This is a genomic window from Phytohabitans flavus (genome assembly GCF_011764545.1).
Lineage (GTDB): Bacteria > Actinomycetota > Actinomycetes > Mycobacteriales > Micromonosporaceae > Phytohabitans > Phytohabitans flavus.
On sequence record NZ_AP022870.1, the window covers coordinates 274,871 to 291,601 of the forward strand.

Below are 16,731 nucleotides of genomic sequence, written 5' to 3' on the forward strand. Positions count from 1 at the left end.
ACTTCTTCGATGTTACGAGTAGATTGCCGGTCACGAGTCTTAACGATTTGCATCCATCGTGGCCAGCGCTTTCGCGCACGACCGCGCCGAACGTTGGAGAGTTAGAGCCGATCGTTGGAGAGTGACATGACAGGACGACGGAGGGTCGTGGCTGCCCTGGCCGCCGCGACCTTAGGCCTTGCCGCCGCCGGCTGCGGTGGCGACGACGACAGCGGTACCAGCGACGCCACCATCTCCATGTGGACCTTCAAGCGCACCCACGTGGCGGCCCTGGAGCAGGCCGCCGCTACCTTCAAGGAGAAGACCGGGATCACCGTGAAGGTCGAGGCCTTCACCCCGGACGACGTCTTCACCAGCAAGATCCAGAGCGCCGCGCAGACCCGTGACCTGCCGGACGTGCTGGAGCTGCACGCGGGCGGCGAGGACATGCGGGTCGGCGGGGGCGGGCTGCTCACCGACCTCAAGGGCGACTTCGACGAGGCCAAGCTCCAGCGCTTCCTGCCCAGTACCCGCGAGGCCGGCCGGGTCACCGACGAGCGCAAGGCCAAGATCGAGGAGCTGGCCAACGCCACCGTCGGCACCCTCTACAGTGTCCCGTTCACGGCCGGCACGTTCGGCATCGTGTACGCCAACAAGGACAAGATGGCTGCCGCCGGCCTCGACCCCGACACGCCGCCGAAGACGTGGGAGGAGTTCCTCACCTACCTCCAGGCCACCACGAAGGTCGACGCCAAGCAGGGCGGTCTCTCGCTCGGCCTGAAGGTGACCCAGACCGGGTTCAACTGGGTCTACGAGCAGCTCGCCTTCGCGTACCTGGGTGCGGACCGCTTCAAGGCGCTCTTCGGCCAGCAGGCGGGGCAGGGCTTCGCCTCGGCGGACGGGATCAAGACGCTGGAGCTGTACAGCCAGCTCAAGCCGTACTGGATCCCGGGCGCGAGCGCGCTCGGCATCGACGAGGCGGACGTGGCGTTCGCGCAGGGTAAGTCGGCGTTCAACGTGGGCGGCACGTTCACGATGGCGTTCCTCTCGCAGAACGACATGAAGCCGGAGAAGCTGCTCACCTTCCCGGTCCCGCCGGCCACCGGCGGCAAGGTGAGCGACCTGCGGCTCGCCCCGCTCGCGCTGACCGGCCTCGCGGTCACCGAGACCAGCAAGCAGCGCGAGGCCTCGGTGAAGTGGCTGGACTTCCTCACCGGGGCCGAGGGTGCCGGCATCTTCGCCAAGGCGTCGCTGGACCTGCCCGCCACCGACCTGGGCAGCCAGGCCGAGACGCTGATCGGCAAGGACCTGGCCGCACTCCAGAAGTTCTTCACCGGGCCGCCGGAGTCCATGTACGACGCGGCCGACAAGTCGTTCCGGCCGCCGGACTACGACGAGGTCGAGGTCGGCAACCCGCTGCTGAAGATGTCGCCGCTCGGGGAGGTCGCGCCCGCCGCTACCGGCGCCGAGCTGGACAAGGTGCTCGCCGCGATGTGGCAGTCCAAGTAGGACGGACGAGATGACCGCGTACCTGACCGAGACGCCGCCCGCCGCCGCGCGGCCCAAGGCCGCCGTGAAGCGGCGGGCCCGGCGAAAGACGCGGCAGTGGCTGGTCGGGTACGCGTTCATCGCCCCGGCGGTGGTGCTCTTCCTCGTCATGGGGCTGTACACGCTGGGGTACAGCGTCACGCTCAGCTTCGCCAAGTGGAACGGCTTCTCGCCCTCCTGGGACTGGGTGGGGCTGAAGAACTACCACGACCTGCTCTACGCCGACCCGCGCCTGGCGCCCGAGGTACAGCGCGCCGCGCTCAACACCGGCGTCGCGATGGTGGCGGTCTCGGCCGGCACGGTCCTGATCGCGTTGCCGCTCGCGGTGCTCCTCAACTCGATCCGCCGGCTGCGCGGCCTGCTCCGCTCGGTGTACTTCCTGCCGTACGTCACCACCGGAATCGCGGTCTACTACGCCTGGCGGTACGTGCTGGAGCCGGACGGGGCGATCAACCTGGCGCTCCGCTCGATCGGGCTGGGCAGCCTCGCCCGGCCGCAGGGCTTCCTCGGCGACCCGGACACCGCGCTGCCCGCGCTCATCGTCGTGATGATCTGGGGCAGCGTGCCGGTCGCGATGCTGCTCTACCTCGCCGGCCTCCAGGCCATCGACCCCAGCCTGATGGAGGCGGCCGCGATGGACGGGGCGGGGACGGTGCGCCGGGTACGGCACATCACCTGGCCCCTGCTCGTGCCGATCACGGTCGCGATCGTGCTGCTCAGCCTCCGCGACACGATGCAGGGCTTCCAGATCTTCCTGATCATGACCAACGGCGGGCCGGCCGGGCACACGGAGGTGCTGGGGCTCAAGGCGTACCAGCAGGCGTTCATGCAGAGCATGTCGCCCACGCTCGGCGTGGCCAGCGCGCTCGGGTGGCTGATCTTCGTCGCCGCCCTGCTGCTCGCCGTGCTCAACGCCCGGCTGCTGCGGGGTACCCGATGAGGGCCGGCACCCGCCCGTCGGCCGGCATGGTCGTCGCCTACCTGGCGCTGGCCGTGTACGCCGCGATAAGCCTCTACCCGTTCGCCTGGATGGTCTCCGGCGCGTTCAAGAACCGCCTGGAGATCCTCGAGGGCGGCAACCTCATCCCGCGCAGCCCCACGCTCGACACGCTCGTGGACACGTGGGGGCGGTTGAACTTCTTCGACTACTTCCTCAACAGCCTCAAGGTGACCGGGCTGACCGTGCTCGGCGTGCTGGTCGTCTACAGCCTCGCCTCGTACGCGTTCGCGATGATCGAGTTTCCCGGGCGGCGGGCGATCTTCTGGTTCTTCGTCGCGCTGCTCTTCGTGCCCAGCATCACCGTGCTGCTGCCGCTGACCATCCTGGAGAGCCGGCTCGGCATCCTCGGCACCCACATCGGGCTCGTGCTGCCGTTCGTCAACGGGACCGCGCCGCTGACCGTACTCCTGCTGACCAACGCCTTCCGCGCGATACCGCGCGAGCTGCACGACGCGGCCCGGGCGGACGGCGCCGGCGAGGTCCGGATCTTCCTGCGGGTCTACCTCCCGCTGGTACGGCCGACGCTGATCACGGTCGCGGTGCTGACCGCGGTGCCGACTTGGAACGAGTACCCGCTGAGCCGGGTCTCGCTCAACGAGGAGTCCCGCTACACGCTGCCGCTGGCCCTGGAGCAGCTCGCCTCGGGCAATGTCCCTTCATACAACGAGATCATGGCCGGCTCGCTGATCCTGGTCGTACCCGTGATCGTCCTTTTCCTCGCGCTACAGCGCTATTTCGTCAACGGTCTATCGGGAGCGGTCAAGGAATGAAACGCGTGCTCGTCACCGGCGCCGCCGGCCTCCTCGGCCGGGCGGTGCTCGACCTGCTGTCCGCCCGCGACGTCGCCGCCACCGCCCTCGTCTTGAGCGACCCCGGCGACCTGCCCGCGGACCGGGTGGTGGTCGGCGACGCCGGCGACCCGGAGGTGGTGCGCAAAGGTCTGGACGGTGTGGACGCGATCGTGCACCTCGCCGCGATCCCGGCGCCGAACCTCGCCACCCCGGTGGAGGTGTTCGGCGGCAACACGCGGGCCACGTTCGTCGCGCTGACCGAGGCGGCCCAGGCCGGCATCACCCGGGCGGTGATCGCGAGCAGCATGTCCGTGCTCGGGCTGGCCTGGGCGCAGCAGCCGCTCCGCCCCGCGTACCTGCCGATCGACGAGGAGCTGCCGCTCCAGGTCACCGACCCGTACGCGCTCTCCAAGCAGACCGACGAGGCGATCGGCACGATGGTGTGGCGCCGGTACGGGATGACCGTCACCGCGATCCGCTTCCCCTTTCTCGGCGGGCCCGAGCGGTTGGCGCACCGGGTCGAGCTGCACACCAGCACCCCGGAGGGCGGCGCGGCCGAGCTGTGGACGTACCTGCACACCGACGACGCCGCCGCGGCCTGCCTGCTCGGCGTGACCAACGCACCGCCCGGCAGCCACGTGGTCTTCGTGGCCGCGCCGGAGACGCTCGCGCCGTACGAGACCGAGGCGTTACTCGACGAATTCCACCCCGGGGTTCCCAGGCGGAGGCGTTTTCCAGGCAGGATGGTGCCCATGATCCTCGAAGCTGGAGAACGGGTCCTGGGTTTCAAGGCGGAGCGCCTGTGGCCCGTGGAGGTGCTTCCCCGTGGGTGACTTCCTGCCACCGTGGGCGCCGCGCGACGGCCTGCGGATCACCGGTGTACGCCCGATCGTCACCGCGCCGGACGTGACGCTCGTCGTCGTGCGGGTCGACACCAACGAGCCCGGCCTGTACGGGCTGGGGTGCGCCACCTTCACCCAGCGCTTCGAGGCCGTCGCCGCGGCCGTCGAGCACCTGGCCGAGCTTGTGGTCGGGCGGCACCCCGGCGACATCGAGGACATGACCCGGATGGTGCACCTGTCCGGGTACTGGCGAAACGGGCCGGTGCTCAACAACGCGCTGTCCGGGCTCGACATGGCGCTGTGGGACATCCTCGGCAAGCGGCTGGGCGTGCCCGTGTACGAGCTGCTCGGCGGGCGGGTGCGCGGGGCGGTGCCGCTCTACCTGCACGCCAACGGCGCCACCGTTGACGACACGATCGCGCATGCGCGTGCGCTGATGGACGAGGGCTACCGGTACATCCGGCTCCAGACCGGCGGCCCGGGTCTCGGCACGTATGCCGCGCCCGGCACGCCCGGCGGCTACCCGCTCGCGCCGTACCCCGACGGGTGGGACGTCCAGCACTACCTCGCGGCCACCCCAGAGCTTTTCGCGCGGGCCCGGGCGGAGCTTGGCACCGAGGTGTCGCTGCTGCACGACGTGCACAGCCGGCTGACGCCGAAGCAGGCGATCGCCTTGTGCCGCGCGCTGGAGCCGTACCGGCTGTTCTTCGTGGAGGACCCGGTCGCGCCCGAGCACTACGACCGGCTGCCCGAGGTGCGGGAGGCGTCGCCGGTACCGATCGCGGCCGGCGAGCAGATCGTCTCGGTCGCCGAGGCGGCCCGGCTTGTCACCCGCGGCGGCGTCGACCTGCTGCGCCTGCACATCTCCGCGATCGGCGGCCTCACCCCGGCCCGGAAGCTGACCGCGCTGTGCGAGCTGACCGGCACGCAGACCGCCTGGCACAGCCCGGCCGACGTGTCGCCGATCGGGCTGGCCGCCAACCTCGCGCTGGACATGACCACGCCGGCGTTCGGGATCCAGGAGGGCCACCTGTACCCGGACGTGGTGCACGAGGTCTTCCCGGGTATGCCCCGGCCGCGCGACGGGTACGTCGAGCCGTCGCACGAGCCCGGCTGGGGGATCGACCTGGACGAGGCGCTGGCGGCGAAGTACCCGCCGAAGAAGTACGGCCACGAGCGGTGGGCCGCCCACGTCCGGCGGCCGGACGGTGCGATCGAAGCGCCGTGATCACGGGCGGCGGGCTGCCATAGTGTGAGCATGTCCCGTTCCCGGCAAGCGGCGGTACTGTACGCGGCGGTCGGCGCTGTCCACGTGGGCAGCGCGGCGGTACACCACGATCTGCTCGACAACATCACCAAGCCACTGCTGATGCCGCTGCTCGCCCTGTACGCGGTGGCGGCGTACCGAGTCCGGGGAGCCAGGATCAGCCGCCGGCTGATGCTGTCGCTCGCGCTCGCCTGGGCCGGCGACGTCACCCTCCAGGTGGGCGGTACGGTCGGGCTGATCGTCGGGATGATCTTCTTCGCGCTGGCGTACGGCATCTACGCCGTCGAGTTCGTCCGCACCGGTGCGTTCCGCCGCCGGCGCCGGTGGCTCTACCTGGCCGGGTACTGTGCCGTGGCCGCCGGCGCGCTGGCCTGGCTGTGGCCCGGCCTGAGCGAGCGGGGCGTGGCCTGGCCGATGGCCGGGTACGCCGCGCTGATGACCGTCATGGCGGCCAGCGCCACGTCCTGGGGCTGGCGGGTCGGCATCGGCGGCGGCCTGCTGTTCCTCTCGGACACGCTGATCGGCGTCGGACTCGCCGAGGCCGCCGACGTGCCCGGCCGCGACGCACTTGTGATGGCCACCTACCTGGTGGGCCAGTACCTCGTCGTCTCGGGCTGGACCTCGCGCGCGCCAAGCCCCGAGCCGTCCGCACCGGTGTCCCGCCCCGCCGATCTCGTGCCCGCGTAACGTAGCGGCGTGTTCGACGGACTTGTGACCCGCGCGGCGGCGCTGGTCGCCGCCGGCCCCGAGCGCGCGATCCTGGGCATCGCCGGCTGCCCCGCCGCCGGCAAGTCGACGCTCGCCGAGCTGCTGGTGGGTGGGCTGGTGGCCGCCGGCGTACCGGCCGCGCTCGTGCCGATGGACGGCTTCCACCTGGCCGACGTGGCGCTGGACCGCCTGGGCCGCCGCGGCCGCAAGGGCGCCATCGACACCTTCGACGCCGACGGCTACCTGTCGCTGCTGCGCCGTGTCCGCACCGACCGCCGCCGGACGGTGTGGGCGCCCGGCTTCGCCCGCGACCTCGAACAGCCGATCGCGGGCAGCATCGGCGTCGACCCCGAGGTCCGGATCGTGGTGACCGAGGGCAACTACCTGCTGGCCGACGCCCCGCCCTGGCCGGACGTACGGGCCGCGCTGACCGAGACCTGGTTCGTCGAGCTCGACGAGCCGCTGCGCCGCGAGCGGCTGATCGCGCGGCACGTCCTGTTCGGCAAGACCCCGGACGAGGCGGGCCGCTGGGTCTCCATAGTGGACGATCCCAACGCCCGCCTGATCTCCCAGACACGCGACCGCGCCGACCTCGTGGTCGACATGACCCTGCCGGACGCCCGCCCCACCTGAGCGGCCGGGCCGGCGCGGCCCGGACCGCCCAGGGGCCTGAGAGGTCAGGCGGGCACGGCGTCGAAGTTCTGCGTGTGCAACTCGACGAGCATCGCGCGGCCCTTGACGTTGGAGATGACCTCCGCGCCGGCGACGCCCTCGATGCCCGGGAGCTGGCCCGCGCCACCCTCGGGGCCGAGCGGGACCGCGATCATGGGCGGGTTGATCTTGTAGTGCCCCAGCTCGCCCTCACCGGTGATGAGCACTTTCAGGTTGGCGGAGAGGAAGTCGGCCTGCATGCCAGCCATGCCCGCCATGTTCCGTTCGGCGTCCGAGATGTCGCCGATCGCGAAGACCCGCTCCTGGCCGCGCACCCGAAGCTGGTCGTCCACCGGCAGGTAGCCGGCCTCGTCGCGGGCCTCGGCGAGCGCACCGCGCAGGTAGCCGGTCGCGGGCACCACGCCGAAGCAGCGGAACCAGATGTCCGCCGCCAGCTCCTCGCCCGTGTCGGTCGCCACCGAGACGGCGCCGGCGGTACCCGGCTCAGTGTCCGGCAGGGCGCGCAGCGGGCTGCCGAGCACCAGGTCGACGCCGAGCTTGTCGAGCTGGCGCCGCAGCTCCTCGCGGAGCTCCTGGTCGAACGGGCCGGGCAGCACGTCCGCCGCGCGGTCCGCGACGATTACCCGCTTCTCCGGGAACGTGGTCTTGATCTCGCCGGCCAGCTCCAGCCCGGACGGCCCGGCGCCGACGACAAGCACCCGCTGGGCGGCGCGGAGCGCCTCGTGGCTGGCCCGCATGGCGGCCTGGGCGGTCGCCGCATCCTCCGCGCCCCACTTGGCCGGGGACGGGTAGTGCGAGCCGGTGGCCAGTACCAGGTAGTCGGGCTCCAGGCGGGTGCCGGAGGCGAGGGTGACCTGCCGCCCGTCCACCTCCACGGCCCGGTCGCGCAGGAAGCGGCCGTGGTGCAGGAGCCGGTCGTACGGGAAGAAGATGCGCTCCAGCCACTGCGGCTCGACCAGCGCGCGCCAGGACGCGACGTTGTGCAGGAACGCGTCGGACGGGTCGACGAGCGTCACGTCCGCGACGCCGTCGAGGGCCTTGGCGACCTTGTAGCCGCCGTACCCGCCACCGAGGACAACCACACTGGGGCTCATTGGTCTCACTCCTAGACAAGATGTAACACCGATTGACGCAGTCGCTTCGGAAAAGCTAGCACCATCGAATCGGCTAGTCTGGACGAATGGCAGTGAGATCCGCGCAACACGGCGACATCGCCGCCTGCACGCGCGGTGACGTGGCGCTGGCTCGCGCCTTCACGCTGCTCGGCAAGCGCTGGACCGGCGTCGTGCTCGGCAGCCTGCGCCCCGGCCCGGCCGGCTTCCGCGAGCTGGCCCGCGCGATAGGCGGGGTGAGTGACTCGGTGCTCGCCGACCGGCTCGTCGAGCTGGCCGAGCACGGCGTGATCTCCCGCACCGTCGACCCCGGGCCGCCGATCTCGGTCTCCTACGCGCTGACCGAGCGCGGCGAGGCGCTCATGCCGGCTCTGCAACACCTGGCCGAGTGGGCGCAGGAGCACCTGCCGCCGATAGATAGCGAAGAGCCAGCTGGCGAAGCACCTCCCGCAGCTCCGGTGGATCCAGCACCGTAAAGGCGACGTCCAGCCTGGTCAGGTAGATCGCCAGCTCGCGCAGCGAGTCGGTGCCGGTCTCCAGCACGCAGGCGTCGTCCCCGTCCGGGGTGAGCATGCCGCCGCCCGGCTCGATCCGGTCGTGCATCGCCGCGAGGGGGGCGTGCAGCCGGATCCGCGCCTGGTGCTGCCACGCCCGCGCGCCAACGCCGCGCAGCACGTGCGCCGCCGCGTCGCCGCCTGGCGGTTCGCGCGGCGCGAACTTCGGCCCGGCCGGCGGCCGTGGCTGGATGCGGTCCGCGCGGAACGTCCGCCAGTCGTCGCGGTCCAGGTCCCAGGCGAGCAGGTACCAGCGGCGGCCGGTGTAGACGAGGCGGTGTGGCTCGACGGTACGCACGGAGTCGGTACCCTCGCGGCCGATGTAGTCGAAGCGGAGCCGCAGGTGGTCGCGGACCGCGCCGGCGACGGTGGTCAGCACCTCGGCGTCGACCGTCGGACCGCCGCCCGCGGCCGAGACCGTGGCCGCGCGCAGGGCGTCGACGCGGCCGCGGAGGTGGGGCGGCAGTGTCTGTTCCAGCTTGGTGAGCGCGCGCAGCGAGGTGTCCTCGATCCCGGTGACCGAGCCGGCCGCCGCGGCCCGCAGCCCCACGGCGACGGCCACCGCCTCGTCGTCGTCCAGCACCAGCGGCGGCAGCGCGCGGCCCGCCCCGAGCCGGTACCCGCCGGTCGTGCCCGTGCTGGAGTCGATCCGGTACCCGAGGACGCGCAGCCGCTCGACGTCGTTGCGGACCGTCCGCGTGGTGACGCCGAGCCGCTCCGCGAGGTCGGCGCCGGACCAGTCGCGGCGGGACTGGAGCAGAGCCAGGAGGCGCAGCAGCCGTACCGAGGTCTCCAGCATCCGCCGCGCTACCCCTTGAGCCGCTCGACCGCCCGGGCCACGTTCTTGGCTCGCCCTTCCGGGGTGCGGGTCTTGAGGAGCTGAAGGATGATCCAGTACCGGTCGGAGCGGCTGAGCCGCTCGAAGGCGGCTGCCGCGTCCGGGTCGGCGGCGAGCGCGGCAGCGAGGTCGGGCGGGACCTCGGCGTTGCGCTGCGACGCGTACGCCGCGTCCCACCGCCCGTCCGCCTTGGCCGCGTCCACCTCCGCGATCCCGGGTGCCCGCATCCGGCCGGCGGCGGTGAGGACCTCGATCTTCGCGACGTTCACCTGGGACCAGGAGCTGCGCGGGCGGCGCGGGCAGTACCGCTGAAGGAACGACATCTCGTCGAGCGAGCGGCGCTGCCCGTCGATCCAGCCGTAGCAGAGGGCCACGTCGAGCGCGTCCACGATCTGGATCGAGGCGAGGCCGGAGTGCCGCTTGGCGATGCGCAGCCACGCCTCGGTGTGGGTCGCGTGCCGCTCGGCGAGCCAGCCCTCCCACGCGGCGGCGCCCGGGAAGTCGAGCACCTCCACGGTCAGTCCTCCTTGCTCTCGGCGAGCACCTCGACGTAGTGCGGGTTGTGCATGACGCCGAGCACGTTGCCGAACGGGTCGACGACCGAGGCCGTGACGAAGCCGCTGTCGCCGCGCGCGGTGATCGGCTCGTACTCCACGGCGCCGAGCGAGATCAGCCGCTCGACCGTGGCCTCGAGCTCCTCGACGTGCCAGTACATGATCGCCCCGCCCGGACCACCGGCCGCACCCGCGGGCGCGTACCGCCGGTCGATGATGCCCAGCTCCGCCTGGTAGTCGCCGAGCCGGAACTCGACGTACGCCAGGCTGCCGTCCGGGCCGGGCCGCTGGAAGTACGGCTCCACGCCCAGGAACTCGGTGTACCAGGACGCGGCCGCCGTGAGGTCGTCGGCCCAGAAGCTGAGTGTGGCAAATCCGCGAAGGCTCATGACACGACGCTAACGGCACTTGCGGAACGTCCGGTTCCTCAATGCCGAAAAAGCCTAGAGAGCTTTGGAGTCAGGGTGGCCTCGGCGTCATGTCGCGGATAAAGATCCCAAACCAAGGAAATCGAGCTACCGCGATGTCCGTTGTGGTCCGGACCGTCGCTCCCGCGGCCTCGCCCTGCGCGGTTGGGCAAGCTCACCCCCCCCGGGTCGTGGTCGGCCGACCACGATCTCTCGCGTGCACCAACCCGACCGCGCCGATCAAAGGAAGCGGGTCTGCGGGTGGGGCTTGGACCGCGGACCTGGCAGCGAAGGTCGGGGATTTCGGCGAGCGCCAGCGAGCCGCCGACCTGCGCGGTGCCCGCGGGAGCATACGGTCGGCGACTGACGCGGACCGGGGCAAATATCGGTCTTAAGAAATCTCTAGGCTGAGTGCGGCAGTGCGGCGGTGGTCACCGCAGCGGCCCGTCGCCGGGCCCGTCCGGGTCGTCGACCACGTGCACCGCGGCCTCCTCGGCGCTCGCGCCGCCGCCGTCGATGCCCCGGTCCCAGCCCACCGAGTCGGGCTCGTCGTCCTCGCCGAAGCCCTCGTCGTCGGCGACGAGCCGGCCGGCGCGCGGGTCCCGCTCGTACCCGCGGCGGGTCAGCTCGTCCTCGTCCTCGTCGCCGTCCTCGGCGTTCGGGTCGACGTCCGGCTCCTCCTGCGCCAGGTACTGGTCCAGCGACTCGCCGGCCCGCTCCTCGGCCGCGGTCGTGCCGTACCGGTTCGCCCCGCTCCAGCGGTCGGCCGGCGCGATGCCGGTGTCCAGCGGGTCCTCGACACGGTCGTCGTCGAGCGTGTCGTACGTGTCGAGCACGCCGTCGTCCTCGATCTCGTCGCCCTGCCGGATGTCGTCGCGCGAGTCCTCCTGCGTCATGGTCCACAGCGTAGGGTGTGAGCTGGCGCACCTCGTGACGGAGTGGGAATGCGCAACGCCTGCGACGGTTGGAGGCAGGTGTGCTCAATGGTGAACTGATGAGCGGCCGGGACCGGCTGAAGCTCGTACTCGTGCTCGGCTCGCTGATCGCGATCGGCCCACTGACCATCGACATGTACCTGCCGGCGCTTCCCTCGATCACGACCGGCCTCGAGACGACCGAAACCACCGTACAGCTCACGCTGACCGGCACACTGATCGGCCTGGCGCTCGGCCAGCTCGTGATCGGCCCGCTCTCCGACGCGTACGGGCGCCGCGCCCCGCTCATCGCCGGCCTCGCGCTGCACGTCGCCGCCTCGGTGCTGTGCGTCGTCGCGCCGAACATCGAGGTGCTCGGCGCGCTCCGGCTGCTCCAGGGCCTCGGCGTGGCGGCCTCCTCGGTGGTGGCGCTCGCCGTCGTGCGCGACCTGTTCAGCGGTACCGCGTTCGCCAGCCTCCTTTCCCAGCTGATGCTGGTCATGGGCGCGGCACCGATCCTCGCGCCCACCCTCGGCGGCGCGTTGCTGCGCTGGACCGAGTGGCGGGGAGTGTTCGTCGCCCTGGCCGCCTTCGGCGTGGTGCTGCTCGCCGTGGCCGCGCTGCGGCTGCCGGAGACACTCCCGCCCGAGCGGCGCCGCCCGGCCGGTGTGGCCTCCACGCTGCGCGGGCTGGGCCAGCTCGCCAAGGACCGTACGTTCGTCGGCCTCGTCTTCGTCGCCGGGCTGAGCATGGCGGCGCTCTTCGCGTACGTGGCCGGCTCGTCGTTCGTCATGCAGGACGAGTTCGGGCTGAGCGAGCAGGAGTTCGCCATCGCGTTCGGCCTCGGGGCGGTCGGCCTGATCACGGCCAGCCAGCTCAACGTGCGGCTGCTGCGCCGGTACAGCCCGCAGCGGATCCTCGTCGGGGCGCTGGCGACCGGCACCGCGGGCGGCGTCGTGCTGCTCGTGTTCGCCGCGACCGGGGTCGGCGGGCTCGGCACGCTGCTCGCCTCGCTCTGGCTGGTGCTCAGCGCGGCGGGGCTCGCGCTGCCCAACGCGCCCGCGCTCGCGATGACCCGCCACGGTGAGGCGGCGGGTACGGCGGCCGCGCTGCTCGGCGCGGTCCAGTTCGGCGTCGGCGCGGTGGCCGCCCCGGCGGTCGGTCTGCTCGGCAACGGCGGCGTGGCGATGGCCGTCGTCGTGCTCGCCGGCATGGCCGGGGCGACCGCCGTGCTCCTCGGTGTGGTCCGCCCGGCGCGCCTGGAAGTGGTCGAGACGGCGGCGGTGCCGGTCGCCGCCCATTGATTAACCGTCACCTCGCCCGGGTAGGGTGCGGCTTCATGGGGGTCCACGATGGCAGGCCGCCGGCGACGGTCCGGCGAGCGCATACGAGAAGTACCTGGTACCCGCGTTTTTCACCGGGTGCGCTGAACAGTTGCTCGAGCTGGCCGAGGTCAAGCCCGGCGAGCGGGTGCTCGACGTGGCGGCTGGCACCGGGATCGTCGCCCGGCTGGCCGCCGCCCGGGTCGGCCCGGAGGGCAAGGTCACCGGCACCGACGTCGACGAGGGCATGCTCGCCGCCGCGTCCGCCGCCGGGCCGGTCGAGATCGATTGGCGGCAGGCAGACGCGACCTCGCTCCCGTTTCCGGACGGGAGCTTCGACCTGGTGACCTGCCAGCAGGGGCTCCAGTTCGTGACCGACACCCCGGCCGCGCTGGACGAGATGCGGCGGGTGCTCGCGCCGGAGGGCCGGGTGGCGATCGCGGTCTGGCGGGGCATCGAGGTCAACCCGGCGTTCGTGGCCGTGGTGGATGTCCTCGACCGCTACGTCGGCACCGCCGCGGGCATGGTCCTGCGCGAGCCCTTCGCCGGCCCGGACCGCGCCGACCTGCACCGGCTGCTCACCGCCGCGGGCTACCGCGCGGTGAAGGTGCGGATCGGCATCGTCGACGTCCGCTTCCCGTCGGCGAGCGAGTTTCTGCGCCGCGAGGTGGTGAGCACGCAGCTGGCCGAGCCGGTGAGTGGACTGGACGCGGCCCGGCACGAGGAGATGACCGCGGAGCTGGAGCGGACCCTCGCACCGTACACAGACGACGATGGAATCGCTTTTCCCTTCCAGACCTGGTTTGCCGTCGCCCGGCGCGGCCGGGACCTTGAGGAGGGATAACTCCCGCTCCATTGTGGATCAAGGTGCGAATCGGCGGTACGTGAAAAGAGGACACTTCGATATAGCGCCAAACGGCGAGACTGGATTAGGCCCCAGTTACCGGGAGGTTTGGGCGGCGTTCGCTAAGCGGCTGTGAAGTTCGTGCCAAACGGTTTGCCCGGGAGGACGGCATGGGGCAGGTGGGTTCGATCGACCCCCTCGCGCCGGCGGCGCCCGCGATGGTTGGCGAGCTGGCCGGCCCGGTGCCCGTCGTCTCGCCAGCGATTCTCTGTGCCGATCTCGACCAGATCTTCCGCCTCCGCTCCGACCTCTCCTCGGTCGCCGTGCAGGAGCGGAGCGGCCGGGTCGGGCTGGTGATGCGCGACCCGTTCACCCACCTGATGTCCGGGCCGTACGGGTACGGCCGGGCGCTGTGGGAGAAGATGCCGGTCGGCGCCGCCACCGACTGGGACCCGCTGCTGCTGGCGGCCAGCATGGGCGTGGCACACGCCTGCGAGCGGCTGCGCCTCCGGGCGCGGAGCGCGCGGTACCACGACGCGCTGGTCCGGATGCCGGACGGCACCCTCGGCCGGGTGTCGGCCGCGCGGCTCTTCGACGCGCTCGCCCAGATCATGGCCGACCAGGCCGTCCGTGACCCGCTGACCGGGGTGGCAAACCGGGCGCACTTCCTCGACCAGCTCAGCCGCGCGTGTGCCGACGGCAGCGGGCAGGCGGTGCTGGTGGCGTACATCGACCTCGACAAGATGAAGCAGGTCAACGACGCGCTCGGCCACGACGCCGGCGACCGCCTGCTCCGCTCGGCCGCGCGCCGGCTCGCGGCCGCGGCCGGACCGGCCAGCGTGGTGGCCCGGCTGGGCGGTGACGAGTTCGCGGTGCTGATCCGGCTCCCACCGACCGCGCGCTCGGCGGACATCGCCTTCGCCGTGGGGGAGACGCTGCGGGCGGCGCTCGCCGAGATCGATCCCCAGCTGCCCGCGGAGGCGCACAGCCGGGCCAGCGTCGGCGTCGCGGTCGGCGGCGAGCACCCGGACGGCCACGCCATCCTGACCGAGGCCGACATGGCCATGTACCGGGCGAAACAGTCCGGTGGCGACGCGGTGCGCGTCGTGGTCGACGTGGAGGGTCTGCTGCGGGCCCGCCATCCGGCCGCGGGCCGCGGCCTCGCGCGCGCCATCGAAAAGCTTGAGCTCCGCCTGCACTACCAACCCATCATCCGGGTACGGGATCGCGCGATCGAGGGCGTCGAGGCTCTGGTCCGCTGGCAGCACCCGGAGCAGGGGAGGCTCCTGCCGCAGCAGTTCCTGCCGGACGTGGCCCGCGCCGGCCTGCTGCCCGAGCTCGACCGGTGGGTGCTGGAGGCGGCCTGCGCCGACTTCCGTGGCTGGACCGCGGAGCTTGGCGACCGCGCACCCCGCCACCTCAACGTCAACATCTCCGCCGACACGCTGGTCGCCGACGGCCTGGAGACGATGGTCATGGAGGCGCTGGACAGCGCTGGCCTCGCCCCCGACCGCCTGCGGCTGGAGCTGCCCGAGTCGGCCGAGCTCTCGGTGCTGACCGGCGCGGTGTCCCAGCTCGCGGCCGTGCGCCGGCACGGCGTCGCCATCATGCTCGACGACATGGGCGCCGGCCTCTCGACGCTGCGGCACCTGTCGGTACTCCCGGTGAGCGGCATCAAGATCGACCAGCTCTTCGTCAGCGGCATGCTGAGCAACCGCAACGACCACGCGGTGGTGCGCCTGCTCTCCGACCTGGGCCACAACCTGGGGCTGGCCGTGACCGCCGAGGGCGTGGAGACCGCCGAGCACCTCGCCGAGCTGCGCCGGCTGGGCGTGCCGCACGCGCAGGGCTTCTACACCGGCCGCCCGCAGCCCCCGGACCGCCTGTTCGACACCCTCCAGGGCACCCTGCTGCCCGGACCCGCCCCCTGGCTGGCCGCCGCGGGCTAGGGCGTGGGTGCGGCCCGCGCGCATGGCGCGGGCCGCGGCGGTGAGGGGAGTGCTCAGCAGCTGCGGTAGACGTAGTCGGCCAGGTCGCGGTGCGGCGTGACGTCCGGGATCGTGCGGCGGGAGGTGCTTGCCGTGAAGAGGATCGTGTCGGTGGAGCCGGTCTCGTTGAGGAACGAGACCGAGCCCGTCGACATCCGGTAGTGCACCGAGGCCGTGCGGTTGCGCCAGCCCCACGTGCCGAGGTCCTGTGCGCCGCAGTCACTGAGCTTGCCGCGCGGGTACCCGTAGTTGGTGCCGTCGTAGAAGCAGAACCAGTTGGCCGGGCAGTCCGGCGCGGTGGCGGTGAGGCCGGTGCGCACGACGGTGACGACGAACTTGCCCCCGCTGTACGCGATGTCGGCCGTACCCACCTGCGTGCCGCCGGGGTGGGCCTTCATGTAGGCGTCGACCTGATCCTGGATGGTGGCCGCGCGGGCAGGCGCGGCGGTGGCGACGAGTGCCACGAGGGTAGTGGCTGCGGTCAGTAGTGCGGCTACCACCCGTGCTCGTGCAAATGCAGAGAGCAACATGTGACCTAAGGTAAGGGTGCGATTACCGTCAATGCCAGACTGTTGTCGCCAATTGGGCAAAGACACGGGCGTTCCGGGTCAGCCGCGCTGATGAATTTGGGTAATGGTGGGTCACAGCGAGCCGCCTGGCGACATCTACCAATTAGGTGATCACGCCCAATCGGGTTACCGACAGCGGGGGGCTTCGAAGGCTGTCCATCAAGGAGTCCACATTGGGCACCGAAGGGGTGCGGGACGAAGCATGGCACGACGACCTCTACCGGCGTTACCGGCAACGGGTGATGGCGGTGGCGGCGTCGTTGTTGGGATATCAGTACCGGCACGAGGCGGAGGAGGTCGCGCAGGAGACGTTCATGACGGCGTGGGAAAAGCGGGCGGCTCTGGGCGACGACCCGTGGCCCTGGCTGTACGTGACCACGCGCAACCACGTCCACAACCGGCAGCGGCTGCACGTGCGGCTGCTACGCGTGCTGACCAGGCTTGGGGAGCCTGAGCCGCCGCACGACGGTGGCCTGCGCGACTGGGAGCGGCAGTACGACTTCGGGCCGGCCTGGCGGGCGATCAGCGACGACGACCGTGAGCTGCTGCGGCTGCGGTACCTATACGAGATGAGCGACGAGCAGATCGCGGCGGTGCTCGGGATCCTGCCGGCGACAGCCCGCAAGCGGGTGCAGCGCGCCCGTGGGCGCCTGCGCAAAGTGATCGAGGAAATGGACAGCGACCTGCCCGCGGGCGGAGCCCTGCCGGTGGTCGGCGCCAGGTCTCTGGCGCCCGCTGGCGCCCGGAAAGGTAAGTGATGGGACACATCGAGGAAGAGCGCGTCGACGAGGTGGTGCGCCAGGTCGTCCAGGCCGCCTACCC

The 16,731-nt window shown here is 71.7% G+C and carries 18 protein-coding genes; 12 read left to right on the plus strand and 6 right to left on the minus strand.

All coding sequences use genetic code 11. From position 1 onward, the window contains the following. Positions 1-126 precede the first annotated feature (126 nt). From Pflav_RS01205 to Pflav_RS01235, 7 genes are read left to right on the plus strand one after another with little or no spacing between them, the layout of a single operon-like run. Positions 127-1,488 (plus strand): ABC transporter substrate-binding protein, encoded by a 1,362-nt coding sequence (locus Pflav_RS01205; protein ID WP_173033038.1) that lies wholly within the window; start codon positions 127-129, stop codon positions 1,486-1,488. A 10-nt stretch (positions 1,489-1,498) separates the two neighbouring features. Beyond that, entirely contained in the window at positions 1,499-2,467 is a 969-nt protein-coding gene (locus Pflav_RS01210; RefSeq protein ID WP_173033040.1) for a carbohydrate ABC transporter permease, read from the plus strand. After that, complete coding sequence (locus Pflav_RS01215; protein WP_173033042.1) at positions 2,464-3,297, plus strand: carbohydrate ABC transporter permease; 834 nt, start codon at positions 2,464-2,466, stop codon at positions 3,295-3,297. Before Pflav_RS01210 ends, Pflav_RS01215 begins: the two co-directional genes overlap by 4 nt. Further along, positions 3,294-4,151 (plus strand): NAD-dependent epimerase/dehydratase family protein, encoded by an 858-nt coding sequence (locus Pflav_RS01220; protein WP_173033044.1) that lies wholly within the window; start codon positions 3,294-3,296, stop codon positions 4,149-4,151. Before Pflav_RS01215 ends, Pflav_RS01220 begins: the two co-directional genes overlap by 4 nt. Continuing rightward, on the plus strand, positions 4,144-5,388 hold the full coding sequence (locus tag Pflav_RS01225; RefSeq protein WP_173033046.1) for an enolase C-terminal domain-like protein: 1,245 nt from the start codon (positions 4,144-4,146) through the stop codon (positions 5,386-5,388). Before Pflav_RS01220 ends, Pflav_RS01225 begins: the two co-directional genes overlap by 8 nt. Positions 5,389-5,418: 30 nt before the next feature. Continuing rightward, complete coding sequence (locus Pflav_RS01230; RefSeq protein ID WP_173033048.1) at positions 5,419-6,114, plus strand: lysoplasmalogenase; 696 nt, start codon at positions 5,419-5,421, stop codon at positions 6,112-6,114. A 9-nt stretch (positions 6,115-6,123) separates the two neighbouring features. Then, entirely contained in the window at positions 6,124-6,768 is a 645-nt protein-coding gene (locus tag Pflav_RS01235; RefSeq protein ID WP_173033050.1) for a nucleoside/nucleotide kinase family protein, read from the plus strand. Between the two features lie 44 nt (positions 6,769-6,812). Here the strand turns inward: Pflav_RS01235 and Pflav_RS01240 are convergent, their stop codons facing one another. Continuing rightward, positions 6,813-7,901, minus strand: a complete 1,089-nt coding sequence (locus Pflav_RS01240; RefSeq protein ID WP_173033052.1) for an NAD(P)/FAD-dependent oxidoreductase — start codon at positions 7,899-7,901, stop codon at positions 6,813-6,815. An 86-nt stretch (positions 7,902-7,987) separates the two neighbouring features. Here Pflav_RS01240 and Pflav_RS01245 point away from each other — a divergent pair, with 86 nt between their 5' ends. Beyond that, positions 7,988-8,395 carry a winged helix-turn-helix transcriptional regulator gene (locus tag Pflav_RS01245; RefSeq protein ID WP_173033054.1) on the plus strand — a complete coding sequence of 136 codons (408 nt, stop codon included), beginning with the start codon at positions 7,988-7,990 and terminating at the stop codon, positions 8,393-8,395. On the opposite strand, the gene Pflav_RS01250 is transcribed toward Pflav_RS01245, so the two are convergent. The 4 genes from Pflav_RS01250 to Pflav_RS01265 all read right to left on the minus strand — a co-directional run bounded on the left by Pflav_RS01250 (position 8,280) and on the right by Pflav_RS01265 (position 11,168). Next, on the minus strand, positions 8,280-9,272 hold the full coding sequence (locus Pflav_RS01250) for a helix-turn-helix transcriptional regulator (protein WP_173033056.1): 993 nt from the start codon (positions 9,270-9,272) through the stop codon (positions 8,280-8,282). The two genes, Pflav_RS01245 and Pflav_RS01250, sit on opposite strands and share 116 nt — an antisense overlap. A gap of 8 nt (positions 9,273-9,280) precedes the next feature. Beyond that, positions 9,281-9,826, minus strand: coding sequence for a YdeI/OmpD-associated family protein (locus Pflav_RS01255; protein ID WP_173033058.1), 546 nt, complete (start codon positions 9,824-9,826; stop codon positions 9,281-9,283). Between the two features lie 2 nt (positions 9,827-9,828). Next, positions 9,829-10,254: a VOC family protein gene (locus tag Pflav_RS01260; RefSeq protein WP_173033060.1), complete on the minus strand. Its 426-nt coding sequence runs from the start codon at positions 10,252-10,254 to the stop codon at positions 9,829-9,831. Between the two features lie 449 nt (positions 10,255-10,703). Beyond that, a complete protein-coding gene (locus Pflav_RS01265) occupies positions 10,704-11,168 on the minus strand; it encodes a DUF5709 domain-containing protein (RefSeq protein WP_173033062.1) in 465 nt (154 codons plus the stop codon). Between the two features lie 98 nt (positions 11,169-11,266). Between Pflav_RS01265 and Pflav_RS01270 the strand changes: the two genes are divergently transcribed. The 3 genes from Pflav_RS01270 (at position 11,267) to Pflav_RS01280 (ending at position 15,301) form a co-directional block, all read left to right on the plus strand. Then, positions 11,267-12,490 carry a multidrug effflux MFS transporter gene (locus tag Pflav_RS01270; protein ID WP_173033064.1) on the plus strand — a complete coding sequence of 408 codons (1,224 nt, stop codon included), beginning with the start codon at positions 11,267-11,269 and terminating at the stop codon, positions 12,488-12,490. 130 nt (positions 12,491-12,620) lie between these two features. Further along, complete coding sequence (locus Pflav_RS01275; RefSeq protein WP_232070902.1) at positions 12,621-13,352, plus strand: methyltransferase domain-containing protein; 732 nt, start codon at positions 12,621-12,623, stop codon at positions 13,350-13,352. 170 nt (positions 13,353-13,522) lie between these two features. Then, a complete protein-coding gene (locus tag Pflav_RS01280) occupies positions 13,523-15,301 on the plus strand; it encodes a putative bifunctional diguanylate cyclase/phosphodiesterase (RefSeq protein WP_173033067.1) in 1,779 nt (592 codons plus the stop codon). 53 nt (positions 15,302-15,354) lie between these two features. Here the strand turns inward: Pflav_RS01280 and Pflav_RS01285 are convergent, their stop codons facing one another. Next, complete coding sequence (locus Pflav_RS01285) at positions 15,355-15,870, minus strand: peptidase inhibitor family I36 protein (RefSeq protein WP_173033069.1); 516 nt, start codon at positions 15,868-15,870, stop codon at positions 15,355-15,357. A gap of 212 nt (positions 15,871-16,082) precedes the next feature. On the opposite strand from Pflav_RS01285, the gene Pflav_RS01290 reads away from it, so the two are divergent. Then, the gene (locus Pflav_RS01290; RefSeq protein WP_173033071.1) at positions 16,083-16,667 is read left to right on the plus strand and encodes an RNA polymerase sigma factor; all 585 of its coding nucleotides are present in this window, start codon (positions 16,083-16,085) and stop codon (positions 16,665-16,667) included. Positions 16,668-16,731 lie beyond the last annotated feature (64 nt).